The following is a 22,227-nucleotide window of genomic DNA, read 5'->3' on the forward strand; positions in this document are numbered from 1 at the left end:
GTCGCGGGGACGTCAGAGCGGCAGGCCCCCGAGCGGGGAGCCGGCGCCCTGCAGCGGACCCTGAGTGGCCGCGCCGCTGATGGTGCGGATCACCGAGGTGAGCGAGGTCAGGCTGCTCAGCGGGCTGGAGCCGGAGCCCAGGTCGGGCAGGCCGCCGAGGCGGTTGTGGGCGCCGCCGGCCGGGGCCAGCGGGAGCTGGCCGAGCGGCAGGGCGCCGGTGAGCGCGCTGACCGGGTTGCCCCCGCTGACCGGCGCGACGGCGCGCTGGGCGGCACCGGCGGCCATGGTGCCGGTGGTGGCGGCGGTGGCACCGGCCTGCTGGGCGGCGGCGCCGGCCAGCTTGTTGACCTGCGGGACGGCGGCCGCGGCGGTGGCGCCGAGGGTGTCGGCCACGGTCGGCACGCCCGCCGCCACCGCGCTGCTGCCGGTCTTGCCGACCTGGCGGCCGGTCTGGTGGGCGACGCCCTGCACGTGGGTGGCGAGGCTGTCACTGTCGAGCTGCGTCAGCCCACCCAGGTCGGCCGTGCGAGGCAGCTCCGCGGCGGACGCGGTGCCGGAAGCCGCGACCACGGGGACCGCGCCGGCCGCGACGAGCAGCGCGGCCTGGGCGATCCGACGCGTGAGGGGGAGAGACATGGTGCTCCTAACGGAGATGAGGACAAGACCCGTCCGCCGGGCGGACGTGGTGATTACCGCTCCAGGAGCAGGAAGGTTGCGGGCGACTTTGGCAAAGACTCGGTAAACGTACTATCAGCCTTCTTGTGACATTGCGGACATTGTGCTTCGCCGCCGATCGCGCGGCGGAACGTCACTTCCCAAGCCGCACAAGGCCAGTACGGTCATCGGTATCAGTCGGGCCCAAGGCGCCCCGCAGGGCCTTCCAGGCCGCCACCGCGTCAAGCGGAGCGGCGATTGTTCACCCTCGGGTGCGTCGCACGGCCGCCCGGAACGGACGCCGGGTCGCGGTCAGCCGGCGGCGGTGAGCAGCACCCGGCCGAGGGGTGCCACCCCCCGGTACGGCGACCAGCCGCCCCCGGGAGCCCCGCTGCGCCACTCCTGGCCGCCGAAGACCACCGAGCCGACGCCCAGCTCGGCCGCCCGCGCCACCGCCCAGTGCGCGGCGGCCCAGCCGCCCCGGTCGGCCGCGTCGGCCGTACCCGCCGGGACCAGCTCCAGGACGCGCCCCGCGCCGGAGGCGGCGGGGTGCACGGTGACGGTCCGGCCGAAGTCCCGCCGCACCTGGGCGGCGATCCGGTGGGCACCCTGGGTCAGGCCGTCCTTGCCGAGCTGCGGCGAGGACGCCGCGACCGGCGCGGTGTCCGACAGCACACAGCCCAGCGAGGCCGCCTCACGGCCGGTGAGGGCGGCGGCCAGCACCGTGGCATCGGTCTCGTGCTTGGCGTACGCCTGCGGATAGCCGCTCTTCTGCACCGCCTGCGCGGCCTCGGTCAGCGGCAGCCGGGAGTAGCCGGGGACCTTGACCAGCCCGTCCAGGAACTTGTTGGTCGCGTACACCGGGTCGGAGATCTGCGCGGCGGTGCCCCAGCCCTGCGAGGGCCGCTGCTGGAACAGGCCGACCGAGTCGCGGTCGCCGCCCTCCAGGTTCTCCAGGTGCGACTCCTGGAGCGCGGTGGCCAGCGCGATGGTCACCGCCCGCTCCGGCAGGCTGCGGGAGCGGGCCACCGCCGCGATCACGGCGGCGTTGGACGCCTGGTCCGGGTCCAGCACCACCCGGCCGGCGGCGGTGGCGACCCGGCACTCCTGGGTGGACGGCAGCACCTGACGGCGGTTCACATAGAGCAGCGTGGTGGCCGCGACCGCCAGCACCAGCACCAGCGGCAGAATCCAGCGCCGCCGCTTGCGGGCCCGTCCCGGTGTCGTCCTCGCCGCTTTCACCCGCCGCCCTCCCGTCCCTGTGTCGACCCACCGTACCGGCAGGTCCCGGCCCCGGGACACACGGTTCCCCGGCTGTTCTCCGGCCCCCGGATAGGGTGGTGGGCCATGAGCAGCCCGCACCCCCGCCCCGCCCTCTCCGACGGCCCAGGCCCCTTCGACGGCCTCGGCCGCCTCGATCTCGCCCTGGACGGCGGCGCGCTCACCGCGCGGCTGGTCGACTTCCCCTCCGTCAGCGGCGACGAGGCGGCGCTTGCCGACGCCGTGGTGGCCGCCCTGCGTCCGCTGCCGCACCTGAGCGTCGAGCGGTTCGGCAACAACGTGGTCGCCCGCACCAACCTCGGGCGCGCCGAGCGGGTGGTGCTCGCCGGACACCTGGACACCGTGCCGATCGCGGACAACCTGCCCTCCCGGGTCGAGGGCGACCTGCTGTACGGCTGCGGCACCTCCGACATGAAGGCCGGGGTGGCGGTGCAGCTGCGGATCGCCGCCACCGTGCCCGAGCCCAACCGCGACCTCACCTTCGTCTTCTACGACTGCGAGGAGGTGGAGGCCGACCGCAACGGCCTCGGCCACCTCGCCCGGGAGCGCCCCGACTGGCTGCACGGCGACTTCGCGGTGCTGCTGGAGCCCAGCAGCGCGGTGGTGGAGGGCGGCTGCCAGGGCACCATGCGGGTCGTGGTGCGGATCACCGGGCAGCGCGCGCACTCCGCCCGCAGCTGGCTGGGCGACAACGCCATCCACGGCGCCGCCGAGCTGCTGGGCCGGCTGGCCGCGTACCGGCCGCGCCGGGTGGAGATCGACGGCCTGGAGTACCGCGAGGGCCTCAACGCGGTACTGATCGACGGCGGTGTGGCCGGGAATGTCATCCCCGACCTGTGCACCGTCACCGTCAACTTCCGCTTCGCGCCCGACCGCAGCGAGGAGCAGGCCCTCGCCCATGTCCGGGAGGTGCTGGCGGGCTTCGACGTGGAGCTGACCGACTCGGCCCCCGGCGCGCTGCCCGGCCTCGCCCACCCCGCCGCCCAGGCGTTCGTGGCCGCCACCGGCGGCGTCCCCCGGGCGAAGTACGGCTGGACCGATGTCGCCCGCTTCGCCGGGCTGGGCATCCCGGCGGTCAACTACGGCCCCGGCGATCCCAACCTGGCCCACAAGCGCGAGGAGCACTGCTCGCTGGCCGCGATCACCGAGTGTGAGCGGCGCATCGCCGCCTGGCTCACCGGCTGACCCCCGCCCGGTGCCGCCCCCCACTACCCTGCCTGCATGAACGGCACAGCAGGAAACGGCACAGAAGGAACAGCGGACCAGCGGGGCGGCCCCGACGCCACCCGCCACGGCGGCCACGGACCGGAGCCGGCGGGCGACGCGCCGAGCCGCCGTGACTGGCCGGAGCGCCAGCAGGGGCCGATGCTGCTGCGGCGCGGCCGGGTGGGGGAGGAGACCACCGACCAGCGGCTGCTGGACACCACCGGGCCCACCGACTGGCTGCACACCGACCCGTGGCGGGTGCTGCGGATCACCTCGGAGTTCGTCGAGGGCTTCGGCGGGCTGGCCGAGCTGCCGCCCGCCGTCAGCGTCTTCGGCTCCGCCCGCACCGCCCGGGACTCCGCCGAGTACCAGGCGGGCATGGAGATCGGCCGGACGCTGGCCGAGGCCGGCTACGCGGTGATCACCGGCGGCGGCCCCGGCGCCATGGAGGCCGCCAACCGGGGCGCCTCCGAGGCGGGCGGCGTCTCGGTGGGGCTCGGCATCGAGCTGCCCTTCGAACAAGGGCTCAACCAGTACGTCGACCTGGGACTCAACTTCCGGTACTTCTTCGTCCGCAAGACGATGTTCGTGAAGTACGCCGAGGGCTTCGTGGTGCTGCCGGGCGGCTTCGGCACCCTGGACGAGCTGTTCGAGGCGCTCACCCTGGTGCAGACCCGCAAGGTGACCAGGTTCCCGGTGGTCCTGTTCGGCACGCGGTACTGGGGCGGCCTGGTCGACTGGCTGCGCGACACCCTGATCGCCCAGGGCAAGGCGTCACCGGCCGACCTGGAGCTGTTCCACGTCACCGATGACGTCGACGAGGTGATGAAGATCCTCGCCGACGCCCGGCGGCGCAACGGCTCCTCCGACCAGGTGGCCGCCGAGCGCGCGGCGTACGCGGCCTTCGAGGAGGACGTCACCGAGCTCTGACCGGGGCCCGGCCAGGCCGGCTCCCGGTCAGGTCGGAGCCGGTCGGGCCGGGGCCCGTCAGGCCAGGCCGCGGCGGGCCACCGCCGGCGGCCGGGTGCCGCGGATCGAGGCCACCATGTCCAGCACCTGCCGCGTCTCCGCCACCTGGTGCGCCCGGTAGATCCGGGCGCCCAGCCAGGCGGAGACGGCGGTGGTGGCCAGGGTGCCGAGCAGCCGCTCGGCCACCGGCCGGTCCAGCGTCTCCCCGACGAAGTCCTTGTTGGAGAGCGAGACCAGCACCGGCCAGCCGGTCGCGGTCATCTCCGGCAGCCGCCGGGTCGCCTCCAGCGAGTGCCGGGTGTTCTTGCCGAAGTCGTGCCCCGGGTCGATCACCACCGCGTCCCGGCGCACCCCCAGCGCCACCGCCCGCTCGGCCAGCCCGGTGGTCACCCGCAGGATGTCCGCCATCACGTCCGGATAGCCGGCCCGGTGCGGCCGGGTGCGCGGCTCGGCGCCGCCGGCGTGGGTGCAGACCAGCCCGGCGTCATAGCGGGCCGCCACCTCGGCCAGCAGCGGGTCCACCCCGCCCCAGGCGTCGTTCAGCAGGTCGGCGCCGACCTCGCAGACGGCCTCCCCGACCTCGTGCCGCCAGGTGTCCACGCTGATCACCGTGGACGGGTGGCGGCGGCGCAGCTCCGCGACGAACGGCACCGTACGGCGCAACTCCTCCTCGACCGTGACCTCCTCGCCCGGCCCGGCCTTGACCCCGCCGATGTCCAGGATCTCGGCGCCCTCGGCCACCGCCCGGTCGGCGGCGGCGAACGCCGCGTCGTCCGCGAAGGTGGCGCCCCGGTCGAAGAAGGAGTCGGGCGTCCGGTTGACGATCGCCATGATGACCAGGTCGTCGTCGCCGAACTCCCGGGGTCCCAGCCTCAGTGCCACGCTTCCTCCCGATCCGGCCGCCGGTCTTCCGCTCACACCCGGCCGCCCCGTTTCTCACCCGAGTGGTCCATCATGGTCGGCGCCGGTGCGCGATGATGGCCGGGGGCCGTCGCCAGGGGTCATGATCCCCCACCAGGCGGCGCAGGGTGACCGGGAGGAGCGGATCGTGTTCTGGGTGATCGTGGTCGGTATGGCCGTGGTGGTGGGCGGCGCGGCGCTGGTGGCGCTCGGCGCGGGCGGCGCCATGCCGGAGGCCGTCCCCGACCGGCTGACGGCCCGGCTCCCCGCCGAGCGGCCGCTGGGCCGGGCCGACGTCGACGAGCTGCGGCTGCCGATGGCGGTGCGCGGCTACCGGATGGACGAGGTGGACGACGTACTGGACCGGCTCGGCGCCGAACTGGCCCTGCGCGACGCCCGGATCGCGGAGCTGGAGACCGCGGTGGCGGGCGAGCGCGGCGAGCAGGCGCTCGCGGCGGCCGGGGCCGAGCCGGTCTCGCTGTCCAAGGACGCGGCCGAGCAGCCCGAGGACACCGCCGCCGCCGAGCAGCCCGAGGACGCCGCCCGGTCCGACACCCCGGAGGTCCGGGCGTGAGCGACGCGGTGGCCGGGGCCGACGGCCTGCTGCGCTGCCCCTGGGCCGGCACGGCGGAGGACTACCGGATCTACCACGACACCGAGTGGGGCCGCCCGCTCCGCGGCGACGACGCCCTCTTCGAACGGGTCAGCCTGGAGGCGTTCCAGTCCGGGCTGTCCTGGCTCACCATCCTGCGCCGCCGGGAGAACTTCCGGCTCGCCTTCGCCGGCTTCGTGATCGAGAAGGTCGCCGCCTTCACCGACGCCGACCGCGAGCGGCTGCTGCTGGACGCGGGCATCATCCGCAACCGCGCCAAGATCGACGCGGCGGTGGCCAATGCCCGCGCCGCCCTGGAACTGCCCGACGGGCTGTCCGAACTGATCTGGTCGTACGCCGGGGACCCGGCCCGCCCCGCGCCGCGCACCCTGGCCGAGGTGCCCGCCACCACGCCGCAGTCCACCGCGCTCGCCAAGGAGCTCAAGCGCCGGGGCTTCCGCTTCGTCGGGCCGACCACCGCGTATGCGCTGATGCAGGCGTGCGGGCTGGTGGACGACCACCTGGCGGACTGCTGCGCCCGGGGCGGGGCCGGGGTCGGCTGATCCCGGCCGGCCCGGTCAGCGGCCCAGGTAGCGGGGCTCCTCCTTGGCCAGGAAGGCCCGTACCGCGATGTCGTGGTCCGCGGACTCACCAGCGCGGGTCTGGAGCTCCTCCTCCTTGGTCAGCGTCTCGTCGAGGGAGTGCGACCAGCCGTACGCGATCGACTCCTTGAGCGCGCCCAGCGCCACGGTGGGGCCCTGCGCCAGCCGGGCGGCGAACTCGCGGGCGGTCTCGGCCAGCTCCGCCGCCGGGACGACCCGGGTGGCCAGGCCGATCTCCAGCGCCTCCGGCGCCCGCACGGTGCGGGGCAGCATCAGCAGCTCGGTGGCGCGGGCGTGGCCGACCAGCCGGGGGAGCGTCCAGGAGGCGCCGGAGTCGGCGGTCAGCGCCACCCCGGCGAAGGAGGTGTTGAACCCGGCGGTGTCCGCGACGATCCGGAAGTCGCAGGCGAACGCCAGCGAGGCGCCGGCCCCGGCGGCCACCCCGCCCACCGCCGCCACGGTGGGCTTGCGCATCCCGGCCAATGCCCTGACCAGCGGGTTGTAGTGCTCCGCCACGGTGGACAGCGCCGGGCCGCCGCCGTTGCGCGCCTCGGCCAGCTTGCCGATGTGCTCCTTGAGGTCCTGGCCGACGCAGAACGCCCGGTCCCCGGCGCCGGTGAGCAGCACCGCCCGCACGGCGGGGTCGGCGGCCGCCGCCGCGACGGTGTCGCGCAGCGCGACCTTGGTGGCGGTGTCCAGCGCGTTCATCGCGGCCGGGCGGTCGATGGTGATGACGGCCAGGGCGCCGTCGATCTCGTACCGGACACTCTGCGCGGCCGGGCCGGAGGGGGTGGCCGGGCCGGAGGGGATGGCCGGGCCGGAGGGGGTGGTGGGGGCGGTGCTGTCGGCCATGGGAGGGGTCCTGTCCTGTGCGGGTGGCGGACTGGGGCGCTGGGGCCGGGCCGGTGGGCCGGGTCCCCGGACAGGATGCCGGAGTCGGTGCCGCTCGGGGCAGTGTGACGTGCGGCACCTTCCGTGTCGGCCGGGAACGGGCGCCGGGGTGCGGCGCGTCGGAGAGGAAGACCCGAAAGGGGAGTCCGCGATACCGCTTCTGACGGTTCCTCCCGGTGGTCCGGGGGCGGTCCGGGGGTGGTCCGGACGGCGGCTCGGGCCGGTTCCGGAGCCGGTCGCGGCGGATGCGCGCAGAGTGATGTTGGTCATCGGGTGCCCCGATGCGGGATAATGGTCTCCGATCAATGCGTTCGATACCGGTGGTGGACGGACCGGCGATATGTCGATGAGCAGGTTGCAGGAAGGGGAACGAGCATGGCGGCCATGAAGCCGCGGACGGGCGACGGCCCGCTCGAGGTGACCAAGGAGGGGCGGGGCATCGTCATGCGAGTTCCGCTCGAGGGCGGCGGCCGACTTGTCGTCGAGCTCACGCCCGATGAGGCCGGTGCGCTGGGCGAAGCCCTGAAGAAGGCCTGCGGCTGAGCCGGTCGGCATCTTCTCTCCACGAGCACCCGAAGGCCCCGCCGGACCGTTTCCGGCGGGGCCTTCGCGGTGCCCGGGGCCGGGCCGCCCGCCGCAGCGTCTGGCGGCCGCAGCGTCTCAGCGTTCGGCGGGCCTCACCGTTTGACGGCGCAGAGCAGGCCGTCGCTCACCGGCAGCAGCGCGGGCAGCAGCGCGTCGCTCTCCCGGACGATCCGTACCAGCTCCCGCATCGCATGGGTCTGCGGGTCGCGCAACCCCGGGTCGGCCAGCCGGCCCTCCTGGAAGACGCCCTCGAAGCAGGCCATCCCACCGGGCCGCAGCAGGCGCAACGATTCTTCGAGGTACTCCCGCGACTCGGCCGCCTCGCCGTCGCAGAACACCAGGTCGTACTGCCCGTCGGCCAGCCGGGGCAGCACCTCCAGCGCCCGCCCGTGGATCACCCGGGACCGGTTGGCGGCGAACCCGGCCTCCGCGTACGCCTCGCGGGCCAGCTGCTGGAGGTCCGGCTCGGGGTCCACGGTGGTCAGCACGCCGTCCGGGCGCATGCCGCGCAGCAGGTAGATGCCGGACACCCCCGTGCCGGTGCCGATCTCCGCCACCGCCTTGGCGCTCAGCGCCGCCGCCAGCAGCCGCAGGCAGGCCCCGCCGCCCGGGTCGATCGCCCGCACCCCGGCGCGTACGGCCCGCGCGCGGGCACGTGCCAAGGCGTGGTCCTCCCCGACATAGGTGTCGGCGAGGGCCGCACCCGCGAGCCCGAAGCCGGTGATGGCTGCCTCCGTCAGGGACCTGGCCGAAGTGGATGTCGATATTTCCAGCCACAGGTTACTGGCCGTCCCGGGAACCGCGTCCGACGGCGGTCCGTTGAGGCGGTGAGGGCAGTCGCCCTGCGGCCGGACCGACCCCGGCCGGTCGAGAGTGTGGACAGGCTTTATCCGGAACTGACGGGCGAGGCGGATATGGTGGTGGCCCTGCTGGGCAGAAGAGCCGACCGAGGAGGTGTGGCTGAGGGCGACGCCCCTGTGCGGCGGTATGTCCGCGGTACTGCGTCGGCCCGTACGCCGGAGCCCGTGATGAACCAGCCTGCGCAGTCCCCCGCCGACGAGTCGTCCGCCAACCCGCAACCGGTGGTCACGGCCGCCTTCGCCGAGGGTGCCGACGCGCAGACCTGGACGCCGCCCACGTGGGAGGAGATCGTCCAGGCGCACAGCGCCCGCGTCTACCGCCTCGCGTACCGGCTCACCGGGAACCAGCACGACGCCGAGGACCTCACCCAGGAGGTCTTCGTCCGCGTCTTCCGGTCGCTCTCCACCTACACGCCCGGCACCTTCGAGGGCTGGCTGCACCGGATCACCACCAACCTCTTCCTGGACATGGTCCGCCGCCGCCAGCGCATCCGCTTCGACGCCCTGGGTGAGGACGCGGCCGAGCGGCTGCCCAGTCGCGAGCCCAGCCCGGCGCAGCACTTCCACGACAACCACTTCGACGCCGACGTGCAGCAGGCGCTGGACACGCTGGCCCCGGAGTTCCGGGCGGCGGTGGTCCTCTGCGACATCGAGGGACTGTCGTACGAGGAGATCGCCGCCACCCTCGGGGTGAAGCTCGGCACCGTCCGCAGCCGCATCCACCGGGGCCGCTCGCACCTGCGCTCCGCCCTGAAGCACCGCGCACCGGGCTCCGCGCCCGGTCGGCTGCGGCGTGGCGGTTCCACCTCCGCGGAGCGGGCCGTCGCCTCGGTGGGCCCGCTGGCGACCGGTGCCGAGCCCGAACGGAGGCGGCCGTGAGCGCCGAGCGCTACACCGGGTCGCGCCGCAGCCGGAGCCAGCAGGCACGCCCGGAGACCGAGGCCGCCGAGGAGCGTCCGCAGGGCTCCGGGGCGCTGGTCGCGCTGAGCAATGTGGGGCCCGGCCCCGGCACCGACCAGCCGATGGAGGAGCACCACCTCGGTGAGCGGCTCGCCGGCTTCGTCGACGGCGAACTGGACCACGACGCCCGGGACCGGGTGCAGGCCCACCTGGCGACCTGTCCCGACTGCCTGGCCGAGGCGGAGGACGAGCGGGCCGCCAAGCGGCTGCTGGCCGCCGCCGCGACGCCGGAGCCGTCCGCGCTGCTGATGTCCCGGCTGCTGGCCGTGGGCGGCGGCGGCCGGGACGGCGGTGACCCGCTGGGCGACCGGCTGCGCGACGGCGTGGGCTCGATCGGCGGCAGCCGGCTGGACGGCGGCTCCTTCGGGCGCGGCGGTGCCGTCTTCGGCAGCGGCTCGCTGGGCGCTCCCGTACCCCCGCTGCCCGGCTACCGGCCGGAGGGGCCGGGCGTGGTGCGGCGCGGCGACGGGTCCGCGATGACCCGGCTGCGCAACGCGGTGGCGCCCCCCGACCGGCGGCCGGCCGGCACGGCGGCCGAGCGGGCGGTACGGCCGTCGGCGGCGCGGGGCCGCAGGTTCGCCTTCGCGGCGGCCGGTGCCTTCTCGGTGGCGGCGGTGGCGCTGACCGGCTTCGGCGGGCTCGGCGGGGTGGACGGCACCCCGGAGGAGCCGTTCGGCACCAGCGTGAGCCCGGTGGCCGAGATCGGCTCCGAGGACGTCTCGCCGCTGACCATCCCGCTGCGGGCGCCGGTCTGGGCGGGCTACCCGGTCTCCGTTCCCGGCGCCGGTTCGCTGCCCGCCGGCCCGTCCCCGCTGACCACGGTCCGGGCCCCGATCATCCACTGAGCCGGCTCATCCACGGGGCTGATCAACCACGGGGCCGATCAACCACTGGGCTGATCAACCACTGGGCCGGCCCCGCCCCTGCCGACGGGCCGTCGGCAGGGGCGCGGCAGACCACGCGGTCCACCGCGCCCCGGGGCCACCGGTTCGCGCACCGAGTGCCCGTGGCGGCGCCGGGACTGGTTGAATCAAGGTGGGCGGCCGTCGCGGCCGCCGTGCCTACAGGGGAGCGGCTGCACGTATGAGCTCGACGGAAGACCGCGCGGCGCCGGACCCCGGCGCGCCGGAGTGGTGGAGCCATCCGGACCGGCCGGTGGCCGCCCCGGACGCCGCACCCCCGGCACTGCCCGGTCCGCCGCCCCCGCCCGCACCGCCGCTCGCCTGGCCGGGCGACCCCTGGGCGGCACCCGGCGACTGGGCCGCGCCCGCCCCGCCCCGCCGCCCGCCGGCCACCGGCCCGCTGGTCGTCGGCGCGGTGCTGCTCGCCCTGCTGGCGGGCTCCATCGGCGGCGGCGTCGGCGCCTACCTCCAGGACCGCAGCACCGGTGGCCACCTCACGCTGCCGCAGGTCAGCGACCCGGCCGTGGACCGCGCCCCCAACAGCGTGGCCGGCATCGCCCGGACGGCGCTGCCCGGAGTGGTGTACATCCACGTCAAGGGGCCCAAGGCGGAGGACACCGGCACCGGCTTCGTCCTGGACACCAAGGGCCACATCCTCACCAACAACCATGTGGTCTCCCCGGCCGGCACCACGGGCACCATCACCGTCACCTTCGACAGCGGCCAGTCCCGCCGGGCCACCGTGGTCGGCCGGGACAGCGGGTACGACCTGGCGGTCCTCCGGGTCACCGGCGTCTCCGGTCTCAGCCCGCTCACCCTCGGCGACTCGGACGGGGTGCGGGTGGGCGACCCGGTCGTCGCCATCGGTGCGCCGTTCGGCCTGGAGGGCACCGTCACCTCGGGCATCATCAGCGCCACCCACCGGCCCATCACGGCCGGCGGCGAGGACCGCAGCGACGGCGTCTCCTATGTCGACGCGCTCCAGACCGACGCCCCGATAAACCCCGGCAACTCCGGCGGCCCGCTGATGGACGCCGGGGGCCGGGTGATCGGGGTCAACTCCGCGATCCGCTCCGCGTCCGGCAGCACGGCGGACCCGTACAGCGGCGACAAGCAGGCGGGCAGCATCGGGCTGGGCTTCGCCATCCCGGTCAATGAGGCGCGCCAGGTCGCGGAGCAGCTGGTCAACAAGGGCAAGGCGGTGCACCCGGTCATCGGCGTCACGCTGGACATGCGGTACACCGGCGACGGCGCCAAGGTGCTGGCCAAGGCGGGCCCGTCCGGCAGCGAGCCGGTCGCCCCCGGCGGCCCGGGTGCGCGGGCGGGCCTGCGGCCGGGCGACGTGATCTCCTCGGCGGACGGCCGGGCGGTGCACGACGGCGACCAGCTGGTGGTGGTCATCCGCAGCCACCGGCCGGGTGACACCATCGAGCTGACCGTGGAGCGCGACGGCGGCCGCCTGAAGGTGCGGGTGACGCTGGACGGCTCGTCGGGCGGCTAGACCGGTTGCGGTGTTTGCCACCGCTTAACCGGCGTCCACCGCGCGCAGCCGCGAGCGGCCATTACTCTTGGACGGAGTCGTGCCGTGGTGTCCGCACCTCGTCCAGCAGCAGGGAGTTCCGGGTGTTCAATGACATAGGTCTGCCGGAGATGCTGGTGCTCATCGTCATCGCGGTGATCATCTTCGGCCCGGATAAGCTGCCCAAGGTCATCCAGGACACCATGGCCTTCATCCGCAAGGTGCGGTCCTTCGCGGACAACGCCAAGGCCGACATCCGCAAGGAGCTCGGCCCGGAGTTCAAGGACTTCGACTTCGAGGACCTCAACCCGAAGACCTTCGTCCGGAAGAACCTGCTGGGCAGCGACGACCTGGGTCTGAAGGAGATCCGCAACGGCTTCGACCTCGACCTGGACAATCTCGGTCTGGACCTGGACGCGGACGACCCGGCCCCGCCGCCGCGCCGTGCCGCCAACGGCACCATCGACATGACCAAGGGCGACCAAACCAGGGGCGACCGGACGAGGACCGACCTGATCAAGGGCAGCGGCGGTCCGCTGGCGGCCGGCGAGCGCCCCCCGTACGACCCCGACGCCACCTGAGCCACCCGGGCGGCGCCACCCGGCGTACGCCACCCCCGAAACACCGGCGGCTGCCACGACACGCCGGAGGGGTGGCATTCCCCTCGCTATCCTATTTTCTGCCCTGATGATGCATCGTCTGTGTGCTCGCGGGCCCGCACCCGGGCCCGCGCCGCACCGACACCGCACCGGTGTGCGCCGGGACGCTACGGCACCGCCGCTGCTCGGGCCCGGCGCACCGCGCGCCGGAGCAGTGACCAGTTGGTCGGAGGAGGCCCGGGATGGACACGACGAGTCGTGCGGCGGGAGTAGTGGCGGCTGCGCTCGACGGCTACCTGGCCGCCGACTTCCCCTGGTACGGCCTGGACGACGGCTGGACCGGGAACCGCTGGCTGATGCAGGTCGGCGCCGGTGCCGAGGGCACCGTCGACTACGGCTCGGTCGGCCACGGCGACGAGCCGACGGCCCGGCAGTACGAGGGCCCGGACAGCCGCCGCTTCGCCGTGGTGGTGACGGTGGCCCGCCGCCCCGGGCGGCGCAGCGCGGACGGCACCGGCGTACTGGAGGCCACCTCGGCGTCCTCCGCCGCCTGGCTGGCCGGCTCCGGGCTGCTCTCCGCCACCTGGCCCGGCCAGATGGGGCGCAGCCTGCGGCAGGACTGGCTGGACCAGCAGACCGCCATCGCCTGGGACCTGGCCGACGACCTGGCCGGCCCGAACTGGTCCTCGCTCAGCCTGCCGGTGGGCGGCCGACCGCAGGACTTCCGCTACCGGGAGTCGGAGTACGGCTGGGTGCTGGCCGGAGAGGCCCCCGGCGTGCTGCTGGGCGCCTACGGCCGGGGGGTGAGCGCCTATGCGCTGGGCTTCGCCGACATCGCGGACATCGCCCGCTACGCCGAGCCGGGCCCGTCCGGCTCGACGGCGCTCGGCGCCTCCTGACGCGTACGGCCGGCGGGGCACCCAGGGCGCCCCGCCGGCCGTGTCAGCGGGTCAGAACTTGTTGCGCGGGGTGAGCCCCAGCGACATCCCGGCGAGGCCGCGCTCGCGGCGCCCCAGCTTCGCCGCCACCGCGTGCAGCGCGGCGCCCGCCGGGGAGTCCGGGTCGGAGAGCACCACGGGCTTGCCCTCGTCGCCGCCCTGCCGCAGCCGGACGTCGATCGGGATGCTGCCCAGCACCGGGACCTCGGCGCCGGTCGCCCGGGTCAGCGCGTCCGCCACCGTGCGGCCGCCGCCGGTGCCGAAGACGTCCACCATCTCGCCGCAGTGCGGGCAGGGCATGCCGGACATGTTCTCGATCACGCCGACGATCTTCTGATGGGTCTGGAGCGCGATGGTGCCGGCCCGCTCCGCGACCTCGGCGGCGGCCTGCTGCGGGGTGGTGACGATCAGGATCTCCGCGTTGGGGACCAGCTGCGCCACCGAGATGGCGATGTCGCCGGTGCCGGGCGGCAGGTCCAGCAGCAGCACGTCCAGGTCGCCCCAGTAGACGTCGGCCAGGAACTGCTGCAACGCGCGGTGCAGCATCGGCCCGCGCCAGACCACCGGGGCGTTGCCCGGGGTGAACATGCCGATGGAGATCACCTTCACGCCGTGCGCCGACGGCGGCATGATCATGTTCTCGACCTGGGTCGGCCGGCCGTCCACGCCCAGCATCCGGGGCACGCTGTGGCCGTAGATGTCCGCGTCCACCACCGCGACCTTCAGCCCGTCGGCGGCCAGTGCCGCCGCCAGGTTGACGGTCACCGAGGACTTGCCGACCCCGCCCTTGCCGGACGCCACCGCATACACCCGGGTCAGCGAGCCCGGCTTGGCGAACGGGATCTCCCGCTCGGCGGTGCCGCCGCGCAGCATGGTGGACAGCTCGCGCCGTTGCTCGTCGCTCATCACGTCCAGCTCGACCGCGACTGCGGTGACCCCCGGGACCCGCTCCACCGCCTCGGTGACCCGGCTGGTGATGGTGTCCCGCATCGGGCAGCCGGAGACGGTGAGCCAGACGGCCACCCGCACCGCGCCGCCCGCGCCGATCTCCACCGATTTCACCATGCCCAGCTCGGTGATGGGACGGTGGATCTCCGGGTCCTGGACGGTGGCCAGCGCGCTGCGTACGGACTCTTCGAGTGCCGCCGCGCCGCCGGTCGCGCCCTGCGTCTGATTGGCCATGCACCGATGGTACGGCGCGGGGTCGGGCGCCCCGGCATCGCCGGTCGGGTGGACCGGGTCGCAGCCGGTGGCGGCCGTCGGCGCTCAGCGGCGGTCGGGCGCGTCCTCCGCCGCCGACGCGGCCGGCTCCCGGCGGTGCTCCTCCAGGTCCTTGAGCAGCGCCTGGAGTTCGGAGCGGACGAAGTCCCGGGTGGCCACCTCGCCCAGGCCCTGCCGCAGCGCCGCCACCTCCCGGGTCAGGAACTCGGTGTCCGCGATGTTGCGCTCGCCGCGGGCCCGGTCCTGCTCCATGTTCACCCGGTCGCGGTCGTCCTGCCGGTTCTGCGCCAGCAGGATCAGCGGCGCGGCGTACGACGCCTGGAGCGACAGGGCCAGGGTCAGGAAGATGAACGGATACTCGTCGAACCGCACATGGGCCGGGGCGAGGGTGTTCCAGCCGATCCAGACGATCACCACCACCGTCATCCAGACGATGAACCGCCCCGTCCCCAGGAAGCGGGCGATCTGCTCCGACATCCGCCCGAACGCCTCCGGGTCGTACGCGGGCAGCCGCAGCAGATGGCGGCGGCCGCTCTGCGGCTGGTCCAGCCGGATGCGCCGCCGCTCCTCCCGCTCGCCCAGCCGGGCGGCGGCGGCCGCCGGGCCGCTGAGGGCGGCGCCCTCGCGCAGCCGCAGTTCGCGCAGTTCCCGCAGTTCGCGCAGCTCGTTCTGCAGCCGGGAGCGGCCGTCGTGGTCCCGGCGGCCCCGGCCGCCGCGCTCACCGTCCACCGTCGGCCACCTCCCGGGGCGGCAGGTCCTCGATGTGGTGGACGGTGGACTCCCGCCAGTCGGCGGGCAGCAGGTGGTCCAGTACGTCGTCGACGGTCACCGCGCCGAGCAGATGGTCGGCGTCGTCCACCACCGGGGCCGCGACCAGGTTGTAGGTCGCCAGATAGCTGGTGATCACCGGCAGCGGGGTGTCCGGCGGCAGCGGGTCCAGGTCGCGGTCGACGATCGCGCCCACCAGGGTGTACGGCGGCTCGCGCAGCAGCCGCTGGAAGTGCGCCATCCCCAGGTAGGTGCCGGTCGGCGTCTCGTTGGGCGGCCGGCAGACGTACACCTGCGCGGCCAGCGCGGACTTCTGGTCGGCCACCCGGACCCGGGCCAGCGCGTCGGCCACCGAGGCGTCCGGCTCCAGCACGATCGGCTCGGTGGTCATCAGGCCGCCGGCGGTGTTCTCCTCGTAGCTCAGCAGCCGGCGGACCGGCGCCGCCTCCTGAGGCTCCATCAGCCGCAGCAGCCGCTCGGCGTCGTCGCCCGGCAGCTCGGAGAGCAGGTCGGCGGCGTCGTCCGGGTCCATCGCCTCCAGGATGTCGGCGGCCCGCTCGTCCTGCAGCTTGCCGATGATCTCCACCTGGTCGTCGTCGGGCAGCTCCTCCAGGACGTCCGCCAGCCGCTCGTCGTCCAGCGCGGCGGCCACCTCGGCGCGGCGCTTGGCGGAGAGGTGGTGCAGCACATTGGCCAGGTCGGCGGGGCGCAGCTGTTCGAAGGTGGCCAGCAGGTTGGCGGCGCCCTGGCCCTCCTCGGAGAGGGTGAAGCCGGTGACGGCCGACCAGTCCACGGTCAGCGTCTCGCCCCGGCGGCGCAGCCGGCCGGTCTTGCCGCGCTGGACGAAGACCTTGCTGATCTCCCACTCGCGCAGCCGGGTCTGCACCATGCCGATGTCCAGCACGGTGACCTGCTCGCCGGTCTCGGTGAGGGTGACCCGGCGGTCCAGCAGCTCGCCCAGCACCAGGGTCTCGGTGGCCCGTTGCTCGAAGCGGCGCATGTTGATCACGCCGGTGGTGAGCACCTGGCCGGACTCCAGGCTGGTCACCCGGGTCATCGGCAGGAAGATCCGGCGGCGGCTGACCACCTCGGCCACCAGGCCGAGCACCCGAGGCGGGCGGCCGGCCAGCCGCAGCGACACCACCACGTCGCGGACCCGGCCCACCTGGTCGCCGTTGGGGTCGAACACCGCGACGCCGGAGAGGTGGGAGATGAAGACCCGGTTGGGTGCTCCTGCCATGGCCGCTCCGTCTCCTCCCTGCCTCCCCCGTCTGTCCCCGTATATCCCTGTCTCTGTTCCTGTCTCCCCGGCGTCCCTGTCTCCCCGGCCCGCCCGGCGTGCTGTTCAGGCTACCCGCGCGTCCCGGCGCGGGCCCGCCGGAGCGCGACCCGTGACCGTGGCGCGCGCGGGGCGCGCAGGTCCGGTGAAGGGGCGCCCGTGAACGGCCCCGAACGGAACCCTCGTTGCCACTCCCGGCATACGCTGCGGTAGCTTGCTGGCACTCCACCCCCCTACCCCGATGCGGCGCGGTGATCCGGCCCGCCGCCTCGGCAACCCCTCGCGGGAGGAACAGCCCCCATGCTGATGCGCCGCTCCGCCCTCGGGACCGTCTGCGTGACCGCCGCCCTGGCGCTCACCGCCGGCTGCGGGGCGTCCGACCCCGACGAGGGCACCAACGGCGTCGGCCGCCAGACGCCGGACGCCATCGCCGCCAAGGCCAGGGCGGCGGCCCTGGCCGCCCCCTCCGTCCGGCTGTCCGGCAGCGTGGTCAGCGCCGGGGCCACCTACCGGCTGGACATGCGGCTCAAGGAGTCCGGCGGCACCGGCAAGGTGGTCAGCGGCAACCGCACCTTCGAGCTGCTGCGGGTGGGCTCCAAGCTGTACGTCAAGGGCGACGCCGCCTTCTACGCGGCCGGGGGCGCGTCGGCGTCCGCCACGGCCACGGCCTCCGTCACCGCTTCGGCGGGGTCGGCGGCGAGCACCCTGGAGGGGCGGTACGTACGGGTGCACTCCAGCGACCCGTCGTACAAGGAGCTGTCCGTCTTCACCGAGAAGGACGCGCTGCTGGGGAGCGTCACCGACCTGGGGGGCCCGGTGCACAAGGGGAACTACACCCGGGTCGACGGCGTACGGACGGTGTCGGTCGCCACCGACGCGGGCAGCACCCTGCGGGTCTCGCTGGTCGGCACCCCGTACCCGGTCCGGGTCGAGCGGGCGGGCGGGGCGGGCACGCTGGACCTCACCGAGTTCGGCCGGGACTTCAAGATCGCCACCCCACCCGCCGCCGACATCCTGGACTACGGCACCGCCCACTCCTAGCCGCGCGGCGGTCCGGTCGTGGCGGCGGGGGCGCGAGGATCGTTTGCCGGCAGGTGGTCGGGGGGTTGGCCTGTGCCCATGGCCGTGGGGTCTGGGGTGTGGGGTGCGCTGGGTGGGGTTGTTTGCGCGGTTGCTCGCGTTCTTGCGCCGCTAAGGGCGGCGGCGGCGGAAGAGGAGCTTGGGGAGGCCGGCCGGGGCGGGGTGGCGGGTGGTGGCGGGGGTGGGGACGGGCTGGGCGGCGTGGGAGGTGTCGGGCATGGCGCCGGGCCGCTGGGTGGTCGCCCCGGCCGGCTCCAGCCGCAGCACCCGGCACTCCCGGGCCCAGCGGTCCGTCACGGTGTCGGTGTCCGGGGCGTTGAGCCGCTTCCCCTTCAGCTCGTCGACCGCCGCCTGCCACGCCTCGCTGCCGGGCGCCGGCTCCACCACCCGGGCCGGCCATCGCACCAGCCGCCCGCCCTTGTCCTTGCTGCGGACCGTGACCACCGCCGTGCCCCCGCCGACCAGCCCGTGCAGCGGCTGCTCGCCGCCGTCCCCGACGACCACCACGGCCCCGCCCTGCCAGGCGTGCCAGAGCGGCCGGCCCGGCCCCTGCCCGTCCGCCGCCACCCAGAGCAGCCCGGACTTCTTCGCGGACTCCTCCACCAGGGCGGGGTCGAAGAACTCCTCGGCCGACGGGGTGGCTGCGGCTGTCACACGGTCCATGGTCCACAGCGTACGGGGCGGCTCCCCGCCCCGTACGCCCCCCGCCCCGTACGCCCGGTCAGACCTGCGCGCCGTTGGGGTAGCGGACCGTCTCCGGCGACGCCTTCGCCGACCGGCGGCGCTCCGAGGGCGGCGGTGTGCTCCGCCACCGCTCCAGCTCGACCGCGAGCGGCGCCGCGGTGAACATCGACGACCAGGTCCCCACCGCGATGCCGATCAGCAGGGCCACCGCGAAGTCGGTGAGGGAGTCGCCGCCGAGCAGGGCCAGCGCGGTGAGGATGAACACCGCGCCCAGGCCGGTGTTCACGGTGCGCGGCACGGTCTGGAGCACCGCGCTGTTCACCACTCCCCGCAGCGGCTTGCTGCGGTCCCGGGCCCACAGTTCCCGTACCCGGTCGAAGACCACCACCGAGTCGTTGACGGAGTAGCCGATCACGGTGAGCAGCGCCGCCAGGAAGACCCCGTCGACGGGCTTGCCGAGCCAGGCGAAGACACCGAGCAGGATCACCACGTCGTGCGCCATCGCGGTGACCGAGGCGGCGGCGAACGTCCAGCGGAAGCGTGCCGCCAGGTAGCCGAGCTGGGCGAGCAGCGCCACCCCGACCGCGATCAGCGCGCCGCGCCGCAGCTCGGCGCCGAGGCTGGGGCCGATGAACTCGTCCCGCAGCTTGGTGGCGCCGCCGCCGACCTCCGCCAGCGCCTGCTCGATCCGCGCCCGGTCGGCCTCGGTCAGCTCCCCGGTGCGTACCGAGATCGCGTCCTGCCCGGACGCGCCGACGGTGGCGCGCGGGAAGCCGGCCGCCGCGACCGCCTCCCGGGCGGTCTCCGCGTCCACGGTCCTGCTGGTGGAGTACTCGACCAGCCGGCCGCCGGTGAACTCCACGCCCAGGTCGAGGCCGCGCACCAGCACCCCGCTGCCGGCCAGCACCGCGACCGCCGCCGACAGCGCCAGCCAGCGCCGGGGCCGCCGCAGCAGGTCGGGGGAGCGCCGGGTCAGCCAGATGCGTACGCTGCCGAGCCCGGCGATGCCGGTGACGGCCGGCCGCCGCAGCACCCAGCCGCGCGCCACCGCCAGGTCGGTCAGCGCCCGGGTGACGACCAGCGCGGAGACCATGGACGCCAGCACACCGATGCCCAGCGTGACGCCGAAGCCGCGCACCGGCCCGGAGGCGAAGAAGAACAGCAGCCCGGCGGCGAGCAGCGTGGTGATGTTGGAGTCGGCGATGGCGCTCCAGGCGTTGCGGAACCCCGCGTCCAGCGCGGCGGCCAGTCCGCGCTTCCGACGCTGCGCGTACTCCTCCCTGGCCCGTTCGAAGACCAGGACGTTGGCGTCCACCGCCATCCCGATCGCCAGTACGAACCCGGCCAGGCCGGGCAGCGTCAGGGTGGCGCCCAGCGCCAGCAGCGCGGCGTACGAGATCAGCCCGTACGCGGCCAGCGCGACCGCCGCCAGCGCGCCGAACAGCCGGTAGACGCCCATCAGGAAGAGGGCGGTGCAGGCCACACCGATCACGGCGGCCTGCGCGCTGGCCGTGACGGCCGCCGCGCCCAGCGTCGGGCCGACGGTGCGCTGCTCGACCACGTCCACCGGGACGGGCAGCGCGCCGCCGCGGATCAGCAGTGCCAGCTCGCGGGCCTCGGCGGCGGAGAAGGAGCCGGTGATCTGGGTGGAGCCGCCGGTGATCCCGGTGCCGCAGCCGACGCCGGGGTCCACCTGCGGGGAGGAGACGACCTGGTCGTCCAGCACGATCGCCACCCGCCGCCGGGGGTCGCCGGGCGGCTGGCAGGCCGCCTCGCCGGTCAGCGCCGACCAGGCGCCGCCGCCGTCGCCCCGGAAGTCCACGGTGACGTACCAGCCGAGCCCCTGCGTGGTGTCCAGCAGCGCGTCGGCGTCCTTGACGCCCCCGCCGGTCAGCCGGGCGGGGCCGAGCAGCAGCGGGCTGCCGGTCTCGTCGTCCAGCACCCTGCTGCCGTCGCCGCCGGAGGCGGTGCCCGGTACGGCGGTGCCCAGCACCGGGTGGAAGGCGAGCTGCGCGGTGCGGCCGAGGACGTCCACCGCCTGCGCCGGGTCCTGCACGCCGGGCAGTTCCACGATGATCCGGCGCTCTCCGGACTGGGTGAGCGCCGGCTCGCTCACCCCCAGTGCGTCGATCCGCTTGCGCAGCACCTCCAGGGTCCGCGCGGTGGTCTCCCGGTCCGCCGAGGCGGTGGCCGTGTCGCGGGCCTCCAGCACGATCTGGGTGCCGCCGCGCAGGTCCAGGCCCAGCCGGGGCGGCTTGGTGGCGACCAGGAAGGCGGACGTCAGCAGCACGGCCAGGGCCAGTACGGCGCGTACGGCGGTGGCGCGGGTCATCGGAGACCTCCGGATGCGGGGGCAGCCGCGCCACGCCGGAGCGCCCGCCGCTGCGGGTGCTCCGGCGCCGCGCGGCGGGTTCGGGCGGGTGGGGTGGGTGTGGGTGCTGTGGGTGCGGGTGGTGTGGGTGCGGCGGTCCGGCCGGGGCGGTGCGGCGCCCTTGGCTGCGACACCGGGACGGGCGCCGGGGCGGCCCCGGCCGGACCTTTCGGGGAGCGTCAGCGCCCGGCGGCCACTGGCTCCCCGTCGGCGGCCGACGGGTGCCGCCGGGCCGCCTGGAGGGCGACGGCCGCACCGCGCAGCGCCGCCCAGTGCGGGGCCGGCGCCGGGCGCACGCTGGTGCGCAGCTCGGCGGCCAGCCGATAGGTGATCTCCGGCCGCAGCGCGCCGCCGCCGACCAGCAGCGGGCCCCGCTCCAGCGCGTCGACCGTCTCCGGCCCGGTGTGGTCCTGGAGCAGCGCGGTCACCATCTGGGTGACCGCCCGGGTGATCAGCGCGGCGGACCGCTCCCGGCCCAGGTCACCGGTGCCCAGGTCGGTGCGGCGGGCGCCGACCACGGCGCCGTCGCTGAGCACCGCGACCTCGGTCAGCTGGGCGCCGACATCGACCACCAGCAGCGACCGGCCGCCGTGCCCCTGGTCGGGGCTGCCGATGGCGGCCGCCTTCACGCTGTCGATGGTCAGTACGGACCTCGGCTCCAGCACCCGCAGCGCGGCGGCCGCCGCCTCGCGCTCGGCGGCGTCGGCGAGCACCGGCCCGCAGAGCACCACCAGCGACCGGCGCCGCCGCCGGGTGTGGCGGCCGAGCAGCCGGTCGAGCATCCGGGCGCACTGCTCCACGTCCACGACCCGCCCGCGCCGCACCGGGTAGTGCGGTCCGCGCGGCGTGAACGCCACGCTGGGGACGTCCGCGACCACGCCGCGCCCCGGCACCCAGGCGCGGGTGCGGGCGCTGCCCAGGTCGATCGCGATGCCGGGGCAGTGGCCGAGCACCGGCACCGGGGTGTCGTCGAGCACCCGCCGCAGACCGGGGAGGATCACCGCATGGCCTCCCTCACCAGATGGCAGCGCACGCAGTAGCGGGCCTGCGGGACGATCTCCAGCCGGGCCTGCTCCACCGGGCGGGTGCACAGCTCGCACCGGCCGAAGCTGCCGTCGTCCATCCGCTCCAGCGCGGCCTCCACGTCGTCCAGCACCATCCGCGCCGAGGCGGCCAGCTGGTGCTGGACCTCCAGCTGGCCGGCCGCCGGGTGTCCGGCGGGGACGGTGGCGAACTCCGCCAGCTGCTGCCGCCGGAAGCGCCGCTGCTCCTCCAGCGACTCCCGCAGCCGGTCCAGCGTGTGGCGGGGGAGGCGGGGTGCGACGGCTCGGGCGACCCGTTCGTTGCTCACGGCTTCACGTCCTCA

23 protein-coding genes are annotated in these 22,227 nt (G+C 75.1%); 11 read left to right on the forward strand and 12 right to left on the reverse strand.

The window, feature by feature from the left end:
* Window positions 1-12 precede the first annotated feature (12 nt).
* On the reverse strand, window positions 13-636 hold the full coding sequence (locus ACIQGZ_RS05775; protein ID WP_402599565.1) for an ATP-binding protein: 624 nt from the start codon (window positions 634-636) through the stop codon (window positions 13-15).
* Window positions 637-966: 330 nt separating this feature from the next.
* Window positions 967-1,896, reverse strand: coding sequence for a hypothetical protein (locus ACIQGZ_RS05780; RefSeq protein WP_402599566.1), 930 nt, complete (start codon window positions 1,894-1,896; stop codon window positions 967-969).
* A 105-nt stretch (window positions 1,897-2,001) separates the two neighbouring features.
* Here ACIQGZ_RS05780 and dapE point away from each other — a divergent pair, with 105 nt between their 5' ends.
* The gene (gene dapE, locus ACIQGZ_RS05785) at window positions 2,002-3,120 is read left to right on the forward strand and encodes a succinyl-diaminopimelate desuccinylase (protein WP_402599567.1); all 1,119 of its coding nucleotides are present in this window, start codon (window positions 2,002-2,004) and stop codon (window positions 3,118-3,120) included.
* Window positions 3,121-3,300: 180 nt separating this feature from the next.
* A complete protein-coding gene (locus ACIQGZ_RS05790; protein WP_402599995.1) occupies window positions 3,301-4,071 on the forward strand; it encodes a TIGR00730 family Rossman fold protein in 771 nt (256 codons plus the stop codon).
* Window positions 4,072-4,128: 57 nt separating this feature from the next.
* Here ACIQGZ_RS05790 and folP read toward each other — a convergent pair whose 3' ends face one another.
* Window positions 4,129-4,941: a dihydropteroate synthase gene (folP, locus tag ACIQGZ_RS05795; RefSeq protein ID WP_402599996.1), complete on the reverse strand. Its 813-nt coding sequence runs from the start codon at window positions 4,939-4,941 to the stop codon at window positions 4,129-4,131.
* A 172-nt stretch (window positions 4,942-5,113) separates the two neighbouring features.
* Here folP and ACIQGZ_RS05800 point away from each other — a divergent pair, with 172 nt between their 5' ends.
* Both ACIQGZ_RS05800 and ACIQGZ_RS05805 read left to right on the forward strand, forming a co-directional pair.
* Entirely contained in the window at window positions 5,114-5,584 is a 471-nt protein-coding gene (locus ACIQGZ_RS05800; RefSeq protein WP_402599568.1) for a DivIVA domain-containing protein, read from the forward strand.
* Window positions 5,581-6,165 (forward strand): DNA-3-methyladenine glycosylase I, encoded by a 585-nt coding sequence (locus tag ACIQGZ_RS05805; protein ID WP_402599569.1) that lies wholly within the window; start codon window positions 5,581-5,583, stop codon window positions 6,163-6,165. Before ACIQGZ_RS05800 ends, ACIQGZ_RS05805 begins: the two co-directional genes overlap by 4 nt.
* A 15-nt stretch (window positions 6,166-6,180) precedes the next feature.
* Here the strand turns inward: ACIQGZ_RS05805 and ACIQGZ_RS05810 are convergent, their stop codons facing one another.
* Window positions 6,181-7,056 (reverse strand): enoyl-CoA hydratase-related protein, encoded by an 876-nt coding sequence (locus ACIQGZ_RS05810; RefSeq protein ID WP_402599570.1) that lies wholly within the window; start codon window positions 7,054-7,056, stop codon window positions 6,181-6,183.
* 414 nt (window positions 7,057-7,470) lie between these two features.
* Between ACIQGZ_RS05810 and ACIQGZ_RS05815 the strand changes: the two genes are divergently transcribed.
* Window positions 7,471-7,638: a DUF3117 domain-containing protein gene (locus tag ACIQGZ_RS05815; protein ID WP_271316856.1), complete on the forward strand. Its 168-nt coding sequence runs from the start codon at window positions 7,471-7,473 to the stop codon at window positions 7,636-7,638.
* Between the two features lie 134 nt (window positions 7,639-7,772).
* On the opposite strand, the gene ACIQGZ_RS05820 is transcribed toward ACIQGZ_RS05815, so the two are convergent.
* Entirely contained in the window at window positions 7,773-8,420 is a 648-nt protein-coding gene (locus tag ACIQGZ_RS05820) for an O-methyltransferase (protein WP_402599997.1), read from the reverse strand.
* A gap of 288 nt (window positions 8,421-8,708) precedes the next feature.
* On the opposite strand from ACIQGZ_RS05820, the gene sigE reads away from it, so the two are divergent.
* The 5 genes from sigE (at window position 8,709) to ACIQGZ_RS05845 (ending at window position 13,419) form a co-directional block, all read left to right on the forward strand.
* Window positions 8,709-9,419: an RNA polymerase sigma factor SigE gene (gene sigE / locus ACIQGZ_RS05825; RefSeq protein ID WP_402599571.1), complete on the forward strand. Its 711-nt coding sequence runs from the start codon at window positions 8,709-8,711 to the stop codon at window positions 9,417-9,419.
* Window positions 9,416-10,345, forward strand: a complete 930-nt coding sequence (locus tag ACIQGZ_RS05830) for an anti-sigma factor family protein (RefSeq protein ID WP_402599572.1) — start codon at window positions 9,416-9,418, stop codon at window positions 10,343-10,345. The genes sigE and ACIQGZ_RS05830 overlap by 4 nt, the downstream gene beginning before the upstream one ends.
* Before the next feature lie 238 nt (window positions 10,346-10,583).
* On the forward strand, window positions 10,584-11,903 hold the full coding sequence (locus ACIQGZ_RS05835) for a S1C family serine protease (protein WP_402599573.1): 1,320 nt from the start codon (window positions 10,584-10,586) through the stop codon (window positions 11,901-11,903).
* Between the two features lie 122 nt (window positions 11,904-12,025).
* Window positions 12,026-12,502, forward strand: a complete 477-nt coding sequence (locus ACIQGZ_RS05840; protein ID WP_402599574.1) for a sec-independent translocase — start codon at window positions 12,026-12,028, stop codon at window positions 12,500-12,502.
* Window positions 12,503-12,762: 260 nt separating this feature from the next.
* Window positions 12,763-13,419 (forward strand): hypothetical protein, encoded by a 657-nt coding sequence (locus ACIQGZ_RS05845; RefSeq protein ID WP_402599575.1) that lies wholly within the window; start codon window positions 12,763-12,765, stop codon window positions 13,417-13,419.
* A 51-nt stretch (window positions 13,420-13,470) separates the two neighbouring features.
* Here the strand turns inward: ACIQGZ_RS05845 and ACIQGZ_RS05850 are convergent, their stop codons facing one another.
* From ACIQGZ_RS05850 to ACIQGZ_RS05860, 3 genes are all read right to left on the reverse strand, one after another.
* On the reverse strand, window positions 13,471-14,640 hold the full coding sequence (locus tag ACIQGZ_RS05850; RefSeq protein ID WP_402599576.1) for an Mrp/NBP35 family ATP-binding protein: 1,170 nt from the start codon (window positions 14,638-14,640) through the stop codon (window positions 13,471-13,473).
* 84 nt (window positions 14,641-14,724) lie between these two features.
* Window positions 14,725-15,354, reverse strand: coding sequence for a DUF1003 domain-containing protein (locus ACIQGZ_RS05855; protein ID WP_402599998.1), 630 nt, complete (start codon window positions 15,352-15,354; stop codon window positions 14,725-14,727).
* 43 nt (window positions 15,355-15,397) lie between these two features.
* Window positions 15,398-16,687 carry a magnesium transporter MgtE N-terminal domain-containing protein gene (locus ACIQGZ_RS05860; RefSeq protein WP_402599577.1) on the reverse strand — a complete coding sequence of 430 codons (1,290 nt, stop codon included), beginning with the start codon at window positions 16,685-16,687 and terminating at the stop codon, window positions 15,398-15,400.
* A 339-nt stretch (window positions 16,688-17,026) separates the two neighbouring features.
* Here ACIQGZ_RS05860 and ACIQGZ_RS05865 point away from each other — a divergent pair, with 339 nt between their 5' ends.
* Window positions 17,027-17,767 carry a hypothetical protein gene (locus tag ACIQGZ_RS05865; protein WP_402599578.1) on the forward strand — a complete coding sequence of 247 codons (741 nt, stop codon included), beginning with the start codon at window positions 17,027-17,029 and terminating at the stop codon, window positions 17,765-17,767.
* A 150-nt stretch (window positions 17,768-17,917) separates the two neighbouring features.
* Here ACIQGZ_RS05865 and ACIQGZ_RS05870 read toward each other — a convergent pair whose 3' ends face one another.
* The 4 genes from ACIQGZ_RS05870 to ACIQGZ_RS05885 form a co-directional block, all read right to left on the reverse strand.
* Window positions 17,918-18,469 (reverse strand): hypothetical protein, encoded by a 552-nt coding sequence (locus ACIQGZ_RS05870; protein WP_402599579.1) that lies wholly within the window; start codon window positions 18,467-18,469, stop codon window positions 17,918-17,920.
* A 58-nt stretch (window positions 18,470-18,527) separates the two neighbouring features.
* Complete coding sequence (secD, locus tag ACIQGZ_RS05875; protein WP_402599580.1) at window positions 18,528-20,822, reverse strand: protein translocase subunit SecD; 2,295 nt, start codon at window positions 20,820-20,822, stop codon at window positions 18,528-18,530.
* Between the two features lie 218 nt (window positions 20,823-21,040).
* Complete coding sequence (locus tag ACIQGZ_RS05880; protein ID WP_402599581.1) at window positions 21,041-21,862, reverse strand: rod shape-determining protein; 822 nt, start codon at window positions 21,860-21,862, stop codon at window positions 21,041-21,043.
* Window positions 21,859-22,212, reverse strand: a complete 354-nt coding sequence (locus tag ACIQGZ_RS05885; RefSeq protein ID WP_402599582.1) for a TraR/DksA family transcriptional regulator — start codon at window positions 22,210-22,212, stop codon at window positions 21,859-21,861. The genes ACIQGZ_RS05880 and ACIQGZ_RS05885 overlap by 4 nt, the downstream gene beginning before the upstream one ends.
* Window positions 22,213-22,227 lie beyond the last annotated feature (15 nt).

Source organism: Streptomyces sp. NPDC092296 (genome assembly GCF_044755465.1).
Taxonomy (GTDB): Bacteria; Actinomycetota; Actinomycetes; order Streptomycetales; family Streptomycetaceae; genus Peterkaempfera.

Excerpts from the sequence above, each read along its gene's own strand:
- ACIQGZ_RS05850 (WP_402599576.1), bottom strand. The coding sequence starts at position 14,640 with ATGGCCAATCAGACGCAGGGCGCGACCGGCGGCGCGGCGGCACTCGAA.
- ACIQGZ_RS05845 (WP_402599575.1), top strand. The coding sequence starts at position 12,763 with ATGGACACGACGAGTCGTGCGGCGGGAGTAGTGGCGGCTGCGCTCGAC.
- sigE (WP_402599571.1), top strand. The coding sequence starts at position 8,709 with ATGAACCAGCCTGCGCAGTCCCCCGCCGACGAGTCGTCCGCCAACCCG.
- folP (WP_402599996.1), bottom strand. The coding sequence starts at position 4,941 with ATGGCGATCGTCAACCGGACGCCCGACTCCTTCTTCGACCGGGGCGCC.
- ACIQGZ_RS05800 (WP_402599568.1), top strand. The coding sequence starts at position 5,114 with ATGATCCCCCACCAGGCGGCGCAGGGTGACCGGGAGGAGCGGATCGTG.
- ACIQGZ_RS05835 (WP_402599573.1), top strand. The coding sequence starts at position 10,584 with ATGAGCTCGACGGAAGACCGCGCGGCGCCGGACCCCGGCGCGCCGGAG.
- ACIQGZ_RS05775 (WP_402599565.1), bottom strand. The coding sequence starts at position 636 with ATGTCTCTCCCCCTCACGCGTCGGATCGCCCAGGCCGCGCTGCTCGTC.
- ACIQGZ_RS05865 (WP_402599578.1), top strand. The coding sequence starts at position 17,027 with ATGCTGATGCGCCGCTCCGCCCTCGGGACCGTCTGCGTGACCGCCGCC.
- ACIQGZ_RS05860 (WP_402599577.1), bottom strand. The coding sequence starts at position 16,687 with ATGGCAGGAGCACCCAACCGGGTCTTCATCTCCCACCTCTCCGGCGTC.
- ACIQGZ_RS05790 (WP_402599995.1), top strand. The coding sequence starts at position 3,301 with ATGCTGCTGCGGCGCGGCCGGGTGGGGGAGGAGACCACCGACCAGCGG.
- dapE (WP_402599567.1), top strand. The coding sequence starts at position 2,002 with ATGAGCAGCCCGCACCCCCGCCCCGCCCTCTCCGACGGCCCAGGCCCC.
- ACIQGZ_RS05870 (WP_402599579.1), bottom strand. The coding sequence starts at position 18,469 with ATGGACCGTGTGACAGCCGCAGCCACCCCGTCGGCCGAGGAGTTCTTC.
- secD (WP_402599580.1), bottom strand. The coding sequence starts at position 20,822 with ATGACCCGCGCCACCGCCGTACGCGCCGTACTGGCCCTGGCCGTGCTG.
- ACIQGZ_RS05810 (WP_402599570.1), bottom strand. The coding sequence starts at position 7,056 with ATGGCCGACAGCACCGCCCCCACCACCCCCTCCGGCCCGGCCATCCCC.
- ACIQGZ_RS05815 (WP_271316856.1), top strand. The coding sequence starts at position 7,471 with ATGGCGGCCATGAAGCCGCGGACGGGCGACGGCCCGCTCGAGGTGACC.